This window comes from Pseudomonas sp. S37, assembly GCF_016658545.1.
In the GTDB taxonomy this organism is placed as follows: Bacteria; Pseudomonadota; Gammaproteobacteria; order Pseudomonadales; family Pseudomonadaceae; genus Aquipseudomonas.
In genome coordinates, this window is record NZ_JACVZC010000033.1 from 1 (window position 1) to 15851 (window position 15851).

Below are 15851 nucleotides of genomic sequence, written 5' to 3' on the forward strand. Positions count from 1 at the left end.
GGTGCATGGCACCGGCTGCGCCGGTGTTCGCGGCTAAAGCCGCTCCTACAGTGTCCTTGGGAATTCAGTGAGTTATGCGCAGTTCCATGAAGGCGGGCGCGGCAGCTTCAGGCGTTGCCTTGCCGCTATCGGCAATCCGGCGCCGGATAACCGACGTTCAGCCCCTTGGCTCATTCCCCTAACCCCCCTATCCACGGGCTTTTAACCGATTTTCACAAGTTGGTTCGGAACTTGCTTCCTAGCCCACATAGCAACGGTGAGCGGCAAACGCCCGCCAGTGCAGTGGAGGATGACTGTGGACAAGATGCTTTACGTGGCCATGACCGGTGCCAGCCAGAACGCGTTGGCGCAGAAGGCTCATGCCAACAACCTGGCGAACATTTCCACCAATGGTTTTCAGCGCGACCTGGAGCAGGCGCGCTCGATGCCGGTGTTTGGTGACAGCTTTCCGGCGCGTGCCTTTGCCATGACCGAGCGCCCGGGCACTGACTTCAGCGAGGGGCCGATGGTGGAAACCGGCCGTGACCTGGACGTGACGGTAACCGGCAAGGGCTTTATCGCTGTGCAGGCACCCGATGGCAGCGAGGCCTATGTGCGCACCGGCAGCCTGAACATCGATGCGCTCGGCGTGCTGCGTGCCGGCAACGGCATGCCGGTGATCGGCAACGGTGGCCCGATTGCCATCCCGCCAGAGCAGAAGGTTGAGGTGGGTGCCGATGGCACCATCAGCATCCGTTCCATGGGCGAAGACCCGCGGGTGATGGCCGAGGTTGACCGCATCAAGCTGGTCAACCCCGACACCAAAGGCCTGAGCAAGGGCCTGGACGGCCTGATCCATACCCAGAATGGCCAGCCAGCCGCCGCCGACGTCAATGTGCGGGTGGTGTCGGGCTTCCTGGAAGGCAGCAACGTCAACGCGGTTGAAGAAATGACCTCGGTGCTGGCGCTGTCCCGTCAATTCGAACTGCACGTCAAGATGATGAACGCGGCCAAGGAAGGCGACGAAGCCATGGCGCGTGTTTTGCAACTCGGCTAACCACTTTTGAACGGGTGCCGTAAAACAGGCGCACGAGGAGAATACTGAATGCTTCCGGCTCTTTGGGTCGCTAAAACCGGCCTGTCCGCCCAGGACACCAACCTGACCGTCATCTCCAACAACCTGGCCAACGTCTCGACCACCGGTTTCAAGCGTGATCGTGCCGAATTCCAGGACCTGCTGTACCAGATCAAACGCCAGCCTGGCGCGCAGTCCACCCAGGACAGCGAATTGCCGTCCGGCCTGCAGGTCGGTACCGGTGTGCGCATCGTCGGCACGCAGAAAAACTTCCAGACCGGCAGCCTGCAAACCACCGAAAACCCGCTGGACATGGCTGTCAACGGGCGTGGTTTCTTCCAGGTGCTGCAGCCGGATGGCACTGTTTCGTACACCCGTGACGGCACCTTCCACCTGAACTCCGATGGCCAGATCGTCACCGCCAACGGGTTTGCCCTGGAGCCTGCGGTCGTGGTGCCGAACGATGCGCAAACCTTCACCGTGGGCCAGGACGGCACCGTGTCGATCACCACTGCCGGCAACCCGGCTGCGCAGGTGATCGGCAACATCCAGACCGCCGACTTCATCAACCCGGCCGGCCTGCAGGCCATCGGTGACAACCTGTTCCTTGAAACGGCTGCCAGTGGCGCGCCACAGGTCGGTACCCCGGGCCTGAACGGCTTCGGCACCACCCTGCAGCAGACGCTGGAAAACTCCAACGTCAGCACCGTGGAAGAGCTGGTGAACATGATCACCACCCAGCGTGCCTACGAGATGAACTCCAAAGTCATCTCTACCGCCGACCAGATGCTGTCGTTCGTTACCCAGCAACTGTAAGCCCTGTTCTGTTGTTACACCTGTGCCTGTGAGGTAAGTGTCATGAATCGTCTGTTGTCCGTTTTCGCCCTGGGGGGGGCGGTGTTGCTGGCAGGTTGCGTCGGCCCGACGCCCAAGCCAAACGACCCGTACTACGCGCCGGTACTGCCGCGCACCCCGTTGCCGGCGGCGGCCAACAACGGCTCGATCTACCAGGCGGGTTTCGAACAGAACCTGTACAGCGACCGCAAGGCGTTCCGGGTGGGGGACATCATCACCATCACCCTGAACGAGCGCACGTCGGCCAGCAAGAACGCCGGCTCGCAGATCGCCAAGACCAGCAAGACCGACATTGGCCTGACGTCGTTGTTCGGCAGTACGCCGAACACCAATAACCCGTTCGGCGGCGGTGACCTGTCGCTGGAAGCCGGCTACAGCGGTGACCGCGCCACCAAGGGCGACAGCAAGGCCACTCAGGGCAACACCCTGACCGGTTCCATTACCGTCACCGTGGCCGAAGTGTTGCCCAACGGCATTATCGCCGTGCGTGGCGAGAAGTGGATGACCCTGAACACCGGCGAAGAGCTGGTGCGCATCGCCGGTATGGTCCGCGCCGACGACATCGCCACCGACAACACCGTGCCGTCCACCCGTGTGGCCGATGCGCGCATTACTTATTCCGGTACCGGCTCGTTCGCCGATGCCAGCCAGCCCGGGTGGCTGGACCGCTTCTTCATCAGCCCGCTTTGGCCTTTCTGAGTACGGATGACCATGTTCAACGTGAGGCAGCTGATTGCCGCAACCCTGCTCATGTCCTGCGCCTTCGCGGCGCAGGCCGAGCGCCTGAAGGACATTGCCAGCATTTCTGGCGTGCGCTCCAACCAGTTGATCGGCTACGGCCTGGTGGTGGGCCTGAACGGTACGGGTGACCAGACCACCCAGACGCCGTTCACCCTGCAAACCTTCAACAACATGCTGTCGCAGTTCGGCATCAAGGTGCCGGCCGGTTCCGGCAACGTGCAGCTGAAAAACGTCGCGGCGGTGTCGGTGCATGCCGACCTGCCAGCGTTCGCCAAGCCGGGCCAGGTGGTGGACATTACCGTGTCGTCGATCGGTAACTCGAAGAGCCTGCGCGGCGGTAGCCTGCTGATGACCCCGCTTAAAGGTATCGACGGCAACGTCTACGCCATCGCCCAGGGCAACCTGGTGGTGGGCGGTTTCGACGCCGAGGGCCGTGATGGCTCGAAGATCACCGTCAACGTGCCATCGGCCGGCCGTATTCCCGGTGGCGCCAGTGTCGAGCGAGCGGTGCCGAGCGGCTTCAACCAGGGCAATACCCTGACCCTGAACCTCAACCGCCCCGACTTCACCACCGCCAAGCGTATCGTCGACAAGGTCAACGACCTGCTCGGCCCGGGCGTGGCCCAGGCGGTAGATGGCGGTTCGGTGCGGGTCAGTGCGCCGATGGACCCGAGCCAGCGCGTGGATTACCTGTCGATCCTGGAAAACCTCGAGATCGACCCGGGCCAGGCGGTGGCCAAGGTGATCATCAACTCGCGTACCGGCACCATCGTGATTGGCCAGAACGTCAAGGTGTCGCCGGCAGCGGTGACCCACGGCAGCCTCACCGTGACCATTACCGAAGACCCGATCGTCAGCCAGCCGGGGGCCTTCTCCAATGGCCAGACCGCCGTGGTGCCACGTTCGCGGGTCAACGCCGAGCAGGAAGCCAAGCCGATGTTCAAGTTCGGCCCGGGCACCACGCTGGATGAAATCGTCCGTGCGGTGAACCAGGTGGGCGCAGCGCCCGGCGACCTGATGGCCATCCTTGAAGCCCTGAAACAGGCCGGCGCCTTGCAAGCCGACCTGATCGTGATCTGAGGACGGCGCGGATGAATAGCAAGAGCCTGGTTTCCGGCAGTGCCGACAGCGGCGCCTATACCGACCTCAACCGCTTGAGTTCGCTCAAGCACGGCGACCGCGACAGCGACGCGAATGTGCGCAAGGTGGCCCAGGAGTTCGAGTCGCTGTTCATCAGCGAAATGCTCAAGGCCTCGCGCAAGGCCAGCGACGTGCTGGCCGACGACAACCCGATGAACACCGAAACGGTCAAGCAGTACCGCGACATGTACGACCAGCAGTTGGCCGTGAGCATGTCCCGCGAGGGTGGCGGTATCGGGCTGCAGGACGTGCTGGTGCGCCAGTTGTCGAAGAACAAGGGCACGCCGGCCAACACCAGCCCGTTCCCGCGCGGCGCGGGCAGTGCCCCGGCGCTGTGGGGCAACAAAGTGGTCGAGCCCGTGCATACCGAGCAGGCGAGCGCTACCCGCAATGATGTCGCCGCACTCAACTCGCGGCGCCTGGCGCTGCCGAGCAAGCTCACCGACCGCCTGCTGGCCGGTATCGTGCCGTCGGCGGCTACCACCAATACCGCCGCGGTGCCTGCACGCGACGGGCAGCAAGTGGCCAGGGCGTTTGCGGTGCCGGACAACGGCCTGCGCATTGTCGGCCGCGCCGTGGCGCAGCCACCACTGGCGCCGAACAAGGCGTTTACCGACAGCGACGAATTCGTTGCCACCATGCTGCCGATGGCCGAGCAGGCCGCCAGGCGCATCGGCGTCGACCCACGCTACCTGGTGGCCCAGGCAGCGCTGGAAACCGGCTGGGGCAAATCGGTAATGCGTAACACCGATGGCAGCAGCAGCCACAACCTGTTCGGCATCAAGGCCACCGGCAACTGGGACGGCGGCGAGGCGAGGGCGATTACCAGCGAGTTCCGCGATGGCCAGTTCGTCAAGGAGACGGCGGCGTTCCGTTCGTACGACTCCTACCAGGACAGCTTCCATGACCTGGTCAGTCTGTTGCAGAACAATTCGCGCTATCAAGATGCGGTGAAAGCCGCCGATAAACCAGAACAGTTCGTGCAAGAGTTGCAAAAGGCCGGGTACGCCACCGACCCGAATTACGCCAGCAAGATCTCGCAGATAGCAAAACAGATGAAGTCGTACGAGCACTACGCGCTGCTCGGTACCGCAACGAAAATTTAAAGGTAGGAAACCATGGCGAGTCTGATCAACATTGGTATGTCGGGGCTGGGTGCCGCGCAATCGGGGTTCTACACCCTGGGTAACAACATCGCCAACGCTGATGTTGATAGCTACTCGCGCCAACAGATTGTGCAGAAGGCCAAAGGTGGCCAGCAGGAGGGCCAGTTCTTCATTGGCAGTGGCACCACGCTGGCTGACGTGCGTCGGGTGTACAACGCGTTCCTTGAGAACCAGCTGCGTACTACTACCTCCCTGAGCAGCGAAGCGTCGTCCTACCTGAGCCAGATCACACCGCTGGATACCGCGCTGTCGGGCAGCGACACCGGTATTACCGCAGCGCTGCAGAGCTTTTTCAGTGCCATGCAGGACGCAGCAGCAAAGCCTACCGAGGATGCCTCGCGGCAGTTGTTGCTGAGCAGTGCCCAGTCCCTGGCAAAACGTTTCAATACCTTGTCGTCGCAGTTGCAGCAACAGAACAGCAACCTCAACGACAACATGGGTTCGCTGGTCAACCAGGTCAACAGCCTGACCAAGACCATCGCCGACCTCAATACCCAGATTTCCCGGGTCAGTGCCATCTCCGGGCAGCCCAACGACCTGCTTGACCAGCGTGACGGTGCAGTGCGCGAGCTGAACGCGTTGATCGGCACCGATGTGGTTGAGCGCAATGGTAGCTACGACATTTACCTGAAGAACGGCCAGTCACTGGTCCTGGGCAATACCACCCAGACCCTGGGCGTGGAAACCAGTGCGACCGACCCGACGCGCATGGCCCTGATCCTCAATCGTGGCTCGACCAAGATGGACATCACCAGCAGCGCCACCGGTGGCGAGATTGGTGGCTTGATCCGTTACCGCACCGAAACCCTCGACCCTGCGCTCAACGAGCTGGGCCGCGTGGCCCTGGTGGTGGCCGATGCCATCAACAGCCAGTTGGCCCAGGGCATCGACAAGAACGGCAACTTTGGCGCTTCGCTGTTCGGCGACATCAACAGTGCCAAGGCCATCAGCGAACGCAGTATTGCCAAGCAGGGCAACAGCGCCGGCTCCGGCAACCTGGATGTCACCATCAAGGACACGGGCAAGCTGAGCACCAGTGATTACCAGGTTACCTTCACCAGTGCCACCGGTTATAGCGTGCGCAAGCTGCCGGAAGGTACCGACATGGGCAGTTACGACCTGGGTACCACGCCGCCACCCGTGATCGATGGCTTTACCCTGTCACTCAATGGCGGTGGCCTGAAGGCCGGCGACAGCTTCAAGATCACCCCCACCCGTAATGCGGCAGCTGGTATCGACGCGGTACTGACCGACCCGAAAAAGCTGGCGTTGGCGGCGCCTTTGACTGCGACCAGCGGCTCGGGCAACCAGGGCACCGGTGAGATCACCCAGCCGAGCCTGACCACCGACCTGGATATCTACGATCCGGCGCAACTCAGTGCGCTGCAGAACGGCATGAAGCACTCGACGCCGGTCAAGCTGGTGTTCGGCGATGACACCACGTCGCCGCAGACTTACACGATGTACGATGCCAAGGGCAACTCGATCGGTAGCGGCACGGTCATCCCGGGGCAAGAAAACAAACTGCAGCTGTCGGTGCCGATGGTGGATGGTAACGGCAATGCAACCGGCGACACGTTCACCTTCGAAATGAGTGTGTCAGGGGCGCCGAAAAATGGCGACAGCTATACCGTATCCCTCACGGGGGCGGGGTCGGCGGACAACCGCAATGCGCAATCGGTGATCGACCTGCAAACCAAGTCGACCGTCGAAGTGGGCGCCAATGGCCGAGGCATCAGCTTCACCGATGCCTACGCCAAGCTGGTGTCGCGGGTAGGGGGCAGCGCTGGCCAGGCAAAAATGGACGCCGACGCAACCGGTGCCTTGCACACCTCTGCACTGGACAGCCGCAGTTCGGTGTCGGGCGTATCCCTTGATGAAGAGACCGGTAACCTGGTCAAGTTCCAACAGTATTACACCGCGTCGTCGCAGATTATCAAGGCGGCACAGGAAACCTTCACCACCTTGATCAATGCCCTTTAAGGAGCAGTAGACCATGCGCATTTCCACTTCGCAGTTCTACAACAGCAACAGCGCCAATTATCAGCGCAGCTTCTCCACGCTGGACAAGACGCGGCAGGAGGCTTCGGACGGCATTCGCGTGCGCAGTGGTGCAGATGACCCGGTAGGGGCGGCGCGCTTGTTGCAGTTGCAACAGCAGCAGAACATGCTCGACCAGTATGGCCGTAACATCACCAACGTGCGAAATTCCCTGGGCACCGCCGAAAGCACCCTGAGTTCGATCGGCACGATCCTGCAGCGCGTCAACGAACTGGCGATCAGCTCTGGCAACGCCGGTTTCACTGACGCCGACCGCCAGGCCAACGCTACCGAACTGGCATCGCTGGAGGAGCAACTGTTCTCGTTGATGAACAGCAAGGACGAGAGCGGCGCTTACCTGTTCTCGGGTTCCAAGGGCGACACGCCGCCCTACGTGCGCAATGCCAACGGCACCTACACCTATCAGGGTGACCAGAGCCAGTTGAAGCTGCAGGTCGGCGACATGCTCACACTGGCGACCAACGAGACCGGTTACGACGCCTTCGAGCAGGCCCTCAATACCAGCCGCAGCGAGACCCGTCTGGTTTCGCCGGCCACCGATGACGGCCGCGTGAACTTGTCCAACGGCCAGGTGACCGGCAGCGCGACGTTCAACGACAAGTTCCGCAGTGGCGAGCCTTACACCGTCGAATTCACCAGCAGCACCCAGCTGAAGATCACCGACGTCAACGGCAAGGATGTGACGCTGGAAGCGGGCCAGGGCGGCAAGTTCGACCCCAACGGGCAGAACACCACGATCAATTTCCGCGGGGTGGACTTGCGCCTGGATATCACCTTCAAGGAGGGTGATGAGGCCGACCCGGATGCTGCCATCGCTGGCCATACGTTTACCCTCAGCGCCAAAGCCGACGAAATTACCGGTACCCGCAGCGCTGGCAACAGCTCTTCGGCCCAGGTAACCGGGGCCACCATCACCGACCCGGCCAAGTACAAATCAGCCTTCCCCGAAGGCGCCGTGCTCAAGTTCACCAGCGCCAGTGCCTTCGAGCTTTATGCCTCGCCGGTCACAGCCGACAGCAAGCCGATTTCCACAGGCACCTTGAGCGGCAACACGGCAACGGCAATGGGCGTCGAATTCGAATTCTCCGGCACGCCAGCCGCCGGTGACAGCTTCGGCATCAAGGTTGACACGCACCAGACCCAGAACGTGCTCGATACCATCAGCCAGTTGCGGGAGGCGCTCAGCACCCCGGTCGACGACGACCCGGTCGCCAAGCAGAACTTCCTGGCCTCGCTGGACTCGGCGATTGGCAACATTGCCAGTGCCACCAACCAGGTCACGTCCTCGATTGCCTCGATCGGTGGTCGCGGCCAGGCGATTGACGTGCAGGCCGAAACCAACGAAGCGCTGGGTGCCGAGAACACCAAGACGCAAAGCTCGATCCGCAACAGCGACCCGGCCGAAGTGCTGATCCGTCTGCAGATGCAGACCAACATGCTGCAGGCCTCGTTGCAGGCGTATGCGAAAATCTCGGGCTTGTCGTTGATGAACTACATCTGACCTGCCTGGGTCTTCGTCGGCCATGACACCAGGGTGCTGCGGCTGAGCCTCCGCCGGCGGCGCCCTCGTGGCTGCCGGCTTTCCAAGCGCATCGCCCCTCTATCAAGGTCGTCACCGTGTCTGAGCAACCTCTCGTCAGTATCGCCATCCCTGCTTACAACGCCGAGTTTTTCCGTGGCACGCTGGCCAGTGCGCTGGCCCAGGACTACCCGAATCTGGAACTTGTCATTTGCGACGACAGTGCCAGTGCCGAGATCGAGGCAATCTGCATTGAGCTGGGCAAGGACGCAGCAGTGCCATTGCGCTACAGGCGCAACCCGGCGCGGCTGGGTTTTGCGCGCAATTTGCTGAACTGCCTGGAACACTGCAACGGCGAGTTGGTCAAGTTCCTGTGCGACGACGACCTGTTGCTGGACAGCTGCATCAGCCGCCAGGCATCGGTCATGAGCCAGTGGCAGGATGTGCGCATGGTGATTGCCCAGCGCCTGGTCTGTTCCGCAGATGACATACTGCTGCCTTCGCGGGCGCTTAACAGTGTGATCGCGCCCTACAGTGCCGTGCTGTTCGGAACGGACCTGCTGGCAAGCATCGTCGACAATGTCCCCAATCTGTTCGGGGGGCTGAGCCATGCGCTGTTCCGCCGTGCCCAGGTCCAGGAATACCTGCCCCAGCTGGTGCAGGAGGGGCAGGGCTTCGCTGCGCGACTGGATCTGGCGTTGTACACCTGCCTATTGCGTCGTGGGCACCTTGCCAGCCTGGAGCAGGTATTGAGCGTCGAGCGTATCCACGCCGGCCGCCTCAGCCATCATGTCAGCATGACCGAAGCTTACAAGGTCGAGACTCAGTGGCTGCAGCAGATGCTGTCAGCGCGCACCGGCGAGTCGGCACCTGCCAACGGCTGGGTGCGTTTCCTGCCGTTGGGCGCTTATGAAGGCGACCCTGCACAGGTTTGGGATGAGTTCGATATCCGCCGGTTCTACACCAGCCAGGTTGCCAACTTCACCCAGCAGGTTGGCACTCACGCACTCAGCTTCGCCGAGATGTACAGCGAGTGGCTGGCGTGTCGAAACCTGTCAGCCGGGCAGTTGCGGTTGCTGCCCAAACGGATCGAGCAATGGCCTGCACAGCCCGCCATCGTACCGATCATTTCGTGCGCGGCGGGCGAGCAGGCTGCGTTGCGTGCAACCCTGGACAGCCTGGCTGTACAGTCTTACCCAGCCCGCCGGGTGCTGGTCCTGGCCCCCGACGCGTTCGACAGGGTGGAGGCGCCCGGCGTGCAGTACCTGGCCGTGGGCGGCAATGATTTCGAGCGGATCAACAGTTGGCTGGCCAGCCCGGCGGTTGCCGACTGGATCCTGCTGATGCGCGCCGGTGACCGTTTGCAGCCGCATGCCTTGGTGATCATGGCCGAGCGTATGGCGCTGCGCAGCGAAAGCCTTTGCCTTTACAGCGACGAGGACACCTTCGACGACCTGGCCCCCGGCAACCCTATTTTCAAACCGGACTTCAACCTCGACCTGATGCGTAGCCTGCCCTATGTGGGGCGCACCCTCGCGTTCGATCGGGCGGCGCTGCAGGGGCTGGGCGGTTTCGATAGCCACTTCGCACGGCTGGCCCCGCAGGATGCGCTGTGGCGCCTGGTCGAGGCCCATGGCCTGCACGTGGTAGAGCACGTGGCCGAGATGCTGGTGCAATGCGAATGTGGTTATGCAGACTGGGTGAGTGACCCACTTGGGCAAGCCGAGGCCCGCGGTGTGGTGGAGGCGCATCTGCGTCGTATCGGTATTGATGCGGTGGTGGAGGGCGTCGGCGGCAGCCTGGTCACCCGCGTGACCTACCAGCATGAACGGCAGGCCAGTGTGTCGATCCTGATCCAGGCAGGTAGCCAGCTGCAAGCACTCAGGCGCTGCGTCGAGTCGCTGTTTGAGCACACCGAGTACAGCCGCTTCGAGGTGCTGGTGATTGCCAGTGGTGACGAGCCTGCTGATGTAAATGCCTGGCTCAACGCCATGCGTGGGCTGGGCGACGGCCAGTTGCGGATCGTCGACGTCACGGCGCAGGGGCGCGCAGCCGCCCTGAACCAGGCCAGCCTCTGCGCACGGGGCGACTATCTGCTGTTGCTCGACAATGCCTGTGCACTGTTCGAGCGCCAGTGGCTGAGTGCCCTGATGAGTCACGCGCAGCGCCCAGAGGTAGGCTTGGTTGGCCCCATGATTTGTGCCGGCGATGGCAAGGTGGTTGGCGCAGGCCTGGTGCTTGGCCTTAATGGCGGCACGGCGGGCACACCGTTCATGGGCGGCCTTTTCAGTGCCGATGGCTACATGGGCCGCCAGCGCCTGGTGCAGAACTGGAGTGCCCTGAGCCTGGACTGTCTGGTCATTCGGCGTGCGCTGTTCGACGAGTTGCAAGGCCTGGATGCGTCTGCTTTGCAAGTCGGGTTGTTCGACGCCGACTTTGGCTTGCGCGCCCGTGACAAAGGTTACCTGGCGGTCTGGACGCCGTTTTCCCGGGTGCTCAAGTTGCCGGGTGACAGGGTGGAGGCTGTGTCAGATGAATGCGTGCAGGCCGACAAGGACGTGTTCTACGAACGCTGGTTGCACCGGATCGCCCGTGACCCGGCCTATAACGACAACCTCAGCCTCAAGCTTGCCAACTTCAATTTCGAGCCAGGGCTGCGCAGCGGATGGGACCCGTTCATTGCACGCGCAATGCCCTCCGTGCTGGCATTGCCTACCAACACCACAGCAATCGGGCATTACCGCGTCATCCACCCCTTCACGGAGCTTGAGCGTGCAGGCTGGATCCAGGGGCGGATCAACCATACAACGCCCGGGCTGATCGAGCTTGAACGCATGAAGCCCGATGTGATGATCCTGCAATGCCGTTATACCCCGGCCAATATCAAGGAAATCGAGCGGTTCAAGCGTTTTTCCAATGCCCGGCGCATCTATGAGCTGGACGATTACATCATCCAGCCGCCCAAAAAGAACGATCACGCTCGCAACCTGCCCGGCAATATCGGCGAGCTGGTCGCTACGGCCATTGCGTCTTGTGACCGCGTGGTGTGTTCCACAGAGCCTCTTGCTGACGCGCTTTCAAGCATGCATCGGGATATCCGTGTGGTGCCCAACATGCTGTCGGCCGAGCTGTGGGCGGGCATGTCCAGTCAGCGGCAGACCAGTGCCAGGCCCCGGGTGGGCTGGGCGGGTGGCACCAGCCACCGCGGTGACCTGGAGCTTTTGCTGGACGTGGTCAAGACCTTGGCCGATGAAGTCGACTGGGTGTTCTTTGGCATGTGCCCGGAGGCCTTGCAGCCTTACGTCAAGGAATTCCACAAGGCCATCAACATGGCCGAGTACCCGCAAAAGCTGGCCAGCCTGAACCTCGACCTGGCATTGGCGCCGCTGGAGCAGAACCTGTTCAACGACTGCAAGAGCAACCTGCGCCTGCTCGAATACGGCGCTTGCGGCTTCCCGGTCATTTGTACTGATACCAAAGCCTATGCAGGCTACCTGCCTTGCACGCGGGTCAAGGACAACACCACTGAACAATGGCTGGATGCGATCCGCATGCACCTGGCCGACCCACAGGCCAGCTATCGCCAGGGCGATGCCCTGCGTAACGCTGTGCTGCAAGACTACATGCTGATGCCGCACCATTTGCAGCATTGGGCCAACGCCTGGCTGGCGGACTGAACCCCGGGCGCGGGCATGAGCCTGCGCGTGAACGATAACTGAACAGGTGCTTTATGATCGAAACCGCAATCGGCTCGCGCAATGAGGTGACCGTGGTCCTGCTGGGGCAGGGTCAGGCGGCCAGCCGCGCACGTGCCCGGCACTACTATCAACAGGCCGGCGTGTCTTGTGTGGCGCTTGAAGCGCAGGCTTGCACGGCTGCGCAAGCCCTCGGCGAGTCGCTGAACCACGTGGCGACCGCGTACGTCGTGCTGGCACTGGATACTGATTTCGTTTTGGCGTCTGCGCTGGATAACGCCGCCACGTGCCTGCATGCCCAGCCTGAAGTTGTCGCTGCGCAAGGCTATGCGTTGGGCTATGCGTCGACCAGTGACCAGGTTGCGTACTACCGGATCGGCGTGCCCTTCGAGCCTGCAGCATCGAGCGACGGCCGGGCCAGGCTCGCCCAGTATGCCAATGCCGGGCAGTATGCCTGGCGGGCGGTGATGCGTTTGTCCACCCTGCAAACCGCGTTGGCGGAGTTGCCTGGCGATCTGGATCTGGCCGGTTTGCAGGTGGCCCTGTCGTTCGCCATTCTGGCCCAGGGGCCTGTCGCGTATTTGCCGCAGACCGGCGTGGTAGCCGAGCATGCCTCTGCTGCCTGCACCCAGGTCGTCCGCGATGAGCGCCTGGCCCGGTTGGTGCGCACATTGCGCAATTGGGACGCCGACCACTATGGGCTCTGCGCCGACCCGGAGGGCTTCGACGTCCTCAACCAGTTCGTGCGTAACACCTATGATGCTGATGCTGCACCGTTGATCTTTACCTCCCACTGGCGCAGCGTGATCGATGATCCTGAGCGCGAATTCGAATCGCGCCAGGAGGTGGGGCTGCCCTATTACAACAGCGCGCTCTTCGCGGAACTGACAGCGCTGGAGTTCCTCAGCCATGCCTGGCCGACCGGTGCCGCGCACCGGCATGCCCTGGAGGGTATCTGGGTGCGCCAGCGCGACCTGCTTCAGCAGCACCCCAACGATACGCCACAGAGCCTGCTGCACCGCTACTGGCAAGCCTTGGCCTTGAGCCGGTTCAATGCGCAAGTGTGCCGCAGGCTGTTGCCGATGCTTGCCGGCGACGCTGACGCAGTGCCTGCCGCAGAGCTGGTTGGCTGGCTTGCGCGCCTTGAGCAAGTGCCCGGTATTGCAAGCCACTCGGACCTGGAGGACACACCGTCCGGTCAGGTGATCGCCGCAGTCGCCGCCGGCACCCCGGATGAGGCCGGGCGCCAGCGCGTTCTGGCGCATCTGGGCAAGCACCCCGCTGCGCAGATCGCCTTCGTGGTGCTGGACCTGCAAAATGACGATGAGGCGCTGCAAGCCACCTTCGACAGCCTGCTGGCCAGCGGCCTGCGCAACTTCAAGCTGCTGGTGCTCAAGGCTGGCAAACCGCCTGCCATCACCACTGCACGCGATACCTTGCATTTCATTCACGTCAGTGAAAGCAACTGGGTCACGCACCTCAACCAGGCCATTCGCCAGTTGCCGAGCGAGTGGCTGATGCTGCTGCAAGCAGGCGACGTATTGCTTGCCGGTGGTCTGTTGCGCCTGGCAGTGGAACTGACAGAGGCTCCGGCCTGCCAGGCGATTGCGGCCAATGAAGTGCAGCGCGACGGTGAAGGGCGGCTGCACAGCGTGGTACGCCCCGGGGCTGACCTGGACCTTCTGCGCAGTCAGCCGGGGCTGATGTCGCGGCACTGGCTGGTGCGTCGCCAAGCGGTTATTGACCTGGGTGGCTATGGTGAGGCCTGTCGCAACGCGCTTGAGCTCGACCTGCTGCTGCGGTTGGTCGAAGCGCAGGGGCTTGCTTGCCTGGCACACATGGACGACTTCCTGGTGATCGGTCAGCAGGCTTCGCCGGCACTGCTCAAGGATGCATTTTCGGTGCTCAGCAAGCACCTGACGCAACTGGGCTACCGCAGCCAGATCAGCAGCCATGGCAGCTCGGGCCTGGTGGTCGACTACCGACTCGACAGCACGCCGCTGGTCAGCATTCTGCTGGCGTTCGAGGGTGACGTTGGGCAATTGCAGGCATGCCTGGCCTCGGTGCTGCAGCGCACCCGCTACCCACGCTTCGAGATACTGCTGGCCTGTGCCAGCGACCAGTTCGATATCGAAGGTGTGGCGGGTAAGGCGTTGGCCGGCCGCGTCCGGCTGCTGGGGGGCGACCCGGGGGCTTCACGGGAAGCGCTGTTGAACCTGGCGGCCCGGCACGCCCGCGGCGAATACCTGCTGCTGCTGTCGGCGCGTTGCAACGTGGTCACGCCAGCCTGGATCGAGTGCTTGCTCAACGAAGCCCAGCGCCCGGAGGTTGGCGTGGTGGGTGCGCGCCTGCTCGCCGAGGACGGCCGCGTCGCCCATGCCGGTTATGAGCTGCTTGCCGGCAACCAGGTGTATCTGCCATGGCGTGGGCTGACGGCTGAGCAAGTCGCCGGGGATAGCTGGGCATCGTCGGTGCGCAGCTGTGCAGCGGTATCGGCTGATTGCCTCATGTTGCGCAAGGCAGTGTTCGAAGCCTGCGAAGGCTTGCAGGCTGTGCCGGGTGCCGATATCAACCTGTGTCTGGCGGTCAGGGAGGCTGGCCTGATGGTGCTGTGGACACCGCGTTCGCAGTTGCTGGTCAGCCCGGCGACGCTGCCTGATGACAACCTGGGCGAGGCACTGGCGGCGCGCTGGCCAGCGGCTTTCAATGGCCAGCTGCAGTTCGGCCACGGTCAGGTACCTGCTGCCAGCCTGGATTGGCTGACCCAGCTGGGGTAACTGGCGCGAGATTTGCTACAACCGGGCTCAAGGCCCGGTTTTTTTATGTCTGATGGCAAATTATTGACAGGCGGGGGCCGGATTCTCGAGCGCTGGGCGGGGTCAAGCATGCAAAAGAAAGTGGCTGTACTGCAGTCGAACTACATCCCGTGGAAGGGTTACTTCGATCTGATCCGAAGTGTCGATGCCTTCGTGTTCTACGACGATGTGCAGTACACCCGTCAGGACTGGCGCAACCGCAACATGATCAAGACTGCCCAGGGCGGGCAGTGGCTGACTATCGCAGTCAAAGGCGGCTTCGGGCAGTTGATCAACGAAGTGCAGGTCAGCAACCCGAACTGGGCCGAAAAGCACTGGAAATCCATTGCGATGAATTACCGGCGCGCCAGCTGTTTCAGCGAAATGGAAACCCGGATCCGCACGTTGTACGAGCAGGCTGCGGGCCTGACTCACCTGTCCCACATAAACCAGTTGCTGATTGCCGGCTTGTGCCCCTTGCTGGGTGTGCACACGCCGTTGTACCGCTCCGAAGAGCTGGGCCAGGTGGAAGGCCGCAACGAGCGGTTGATCCACCTGTGCCAGCGCTTACAGGCCAGCGACTACCTGTCCGGGCCGGCGGCCAGCTGCTATCTGGACCAGGCTGCGTTTGCTGCGGCAGGGGTTGGTTTGTCCTACATGAGTTACGAAGGCTACCACGAGTACCCGCAACTGTACGGCGAATTCCAGCACGCGGTCAGCGTGATCGACCTGCTGTTCAACACGGGTGCGGATGCCCCGGCTTTCATGGAACGACGGGGCTCCTGACGGCTCGCCGCCCGGGTTGGCCCTTTCTGAACTGAACTT

The 15851-nt window shown here is 62.5% G+C and carries 10 protein-coding genes; all 10 read left to right on the forward strand.

The annotated features are described in order from the left end of the window. Positions 1-295: 295 nt before the first annotated feature. The 10 genes from flgF to IAE39_RS13065 all read left to right on the forward strand — a co-directional run bounded on the left by flgF (position 296) and on the right by IAE39_RS13065 (position 15812). Positions 296-1036: a flagellar basal-body rod protein FlgF gene (flgF, locus tag IAE39_RS13020; RefSeq protein ID WP_201202938.1), complete on the forward strand. Its 741-nt coding sequence runs from the start codon at positions 296-298 to the stop codon at positions 1034-1036. A gap of 48 nt (positions 1037-1084) precedes the next feature. Continuing rightward, complete coding sequence (gene flgG, locus IAE39_RS13025; protein ID WP_012315556.1) at positions 1085-1870, forward strand: flagellar basal-body rod protein FlgG; 786 nt, start codon at positions 1085-1087, stop codon at positions 1868-1870. A 42-nt stretch (positions 1871-1912) separates the two neighbouring features. Continuing rightward, positions 1913-2608: a flagellar basal body L-ring protein FlgH gene (flgH, locus tag IAE39_RS13030; RefSeq protein ID WP_201202940.1), complete on the forward strand. Its 696-nt coding sequence runs from the start codon at positions 1913-1915 to the stop codon at positions 2606-2608. A 12-nt stretch (positions 2609-2620) separates the two neighbouring features. Then, positions 2621-3730: a flagellar basal body P-ring protein FlgI gene (locus IAE39_RS13035; RefSeq protein ID WP_442968438.1), complete on the forward strand. Its 1110-nt coding sequence runs from the start codon at positions 2621-2623 to the stop codon at positions 3728-3730. A gap of 11 nt (positions 3731-3741) precedes the next feature. Next, positions 3742-4896 carry a flagellar assembly peptidoglycan hydrolase FlgJ gene (flgJ, locus tag IAE39_RS13040; RefSeq protein WP_201202944.1) on the forward strand — a complete coding sequence of 385 codons (1155 nt, stop codon included), beginning with the start codon at positions 3742-3744 and terminating at the stop codon, positions 4894-4896. 12 nt (positions 4897-4908) lie between these two features. Continuing rightward, on the forward strand, positions 4909-6939 hold the full coding sequence (gene flgK / locus IAE39_RS13045) for a flagellar hook-associated protein FlgK (RefSeq protein WP_201202946.1): 2031 nt from the start codon (positions 4909-4911) through the stop codon (positions 6937-6939). A gap of 13 nt (positions 6940-6952) precedes the next feature. After that, positions 6953-8518, forward strand: a complete 1566-nt coding sequence (locus IAE39_RS13050) for a flagellar hook-associated protein 3 (RefSeq protein WP_201202948.1) — start codon at positions 6953-6955, stop codon at positions 8516-8518. A 116-nt stretch (positions 8519-8634) separates the two neighbouring features. Continuing rightward, complete coding sequence (locus IAE39_RS13055) at positions 8635-12213, forward strand: glycosyltransferase (protein ID WP_201202950.1); 3579 nt, start codon at positions 8635-8637, stop codon at positions 12211-12213. Positions 12214-12266: 53 nt separating this feature from the next. Continuing rightward, positions 12267-15008: a glycosyl transferase gene (locus IAE39_RS13060; RefSeq protein ID WP_236548551.1), complete on the forward strand. Its 2742-nt coding sequence runs from the start codon at positions 12267-12269 to the stop codon at positions 15006-15008. A 108-nt stretch (positions 15009-15116) separates the two neighbouring features. Further along, positions 15117-15812: a WbqC family protein gene (locus IAE39_RS13065; protein ID WP_201202952.1), complete on the forward strand. Its 696-nt coding sequence runs from the start codon at positions 15117-15119 to the stop codon at positions 15810-15812. Positions 15813-15851 lie beyond the last annotated feature (39 nt).

Coding starts and splice junctions, on each gene's coding strand:
- IAE39_RS13060 (WP_236548551.1), top strand. CDS start 12,267: ATGATCGAAACCGCAATCGGCTCGCGCAATGAGGTGACCGTGGTCCTG.
- flgJ (WP_201202944.1), top strand. CDS start 3,742: ATGAATAGCAAGAGCCTGGTTTCCGGCAGTGCCGACAGCGGCGCCTAT.
- flgK (WP_201202946.1), top strand. CDS start 4,909: ATGGCGAGTCTGATCAACATTGGTATGTCGGGGCTGGGTGCCGCGCAA.
- IAE39_RS13035 (WP_442968438.1), top strand. CDS start 2,621: ATGTTCAACGTGAGGCAGCTGATTGCCGCAACCCTGCTCATGTCCTGC.
- flgH (WP_201202940.1), top strand. CDS start 1,913: ATGAATCGTCTGTTGTCCGTTTTCGCCCTGGGGGGGGCGGTGTTGCTG.
- flgG (WP_012315556.1), top strand. CDS start 1,085: ATGCTTCCGGCTCTTTGGGTCGCTAAAACCGGCCTGTCCGCCCAGGAC.
- IAE39_RS13050 (WP_201202948.1), top strand. CDS start 6,953: ATGCGCATTTCCACTTCGCAGTTCTACAACAGCAACAGCGCCAATTAT.
- IAE39_RS13065 (WP_201202952.1), top strand. CDS start 15,117: ATGCAAAAGAAAGTGGCTGTACTGCAGTCGAACTACATCCCGTGGAAG.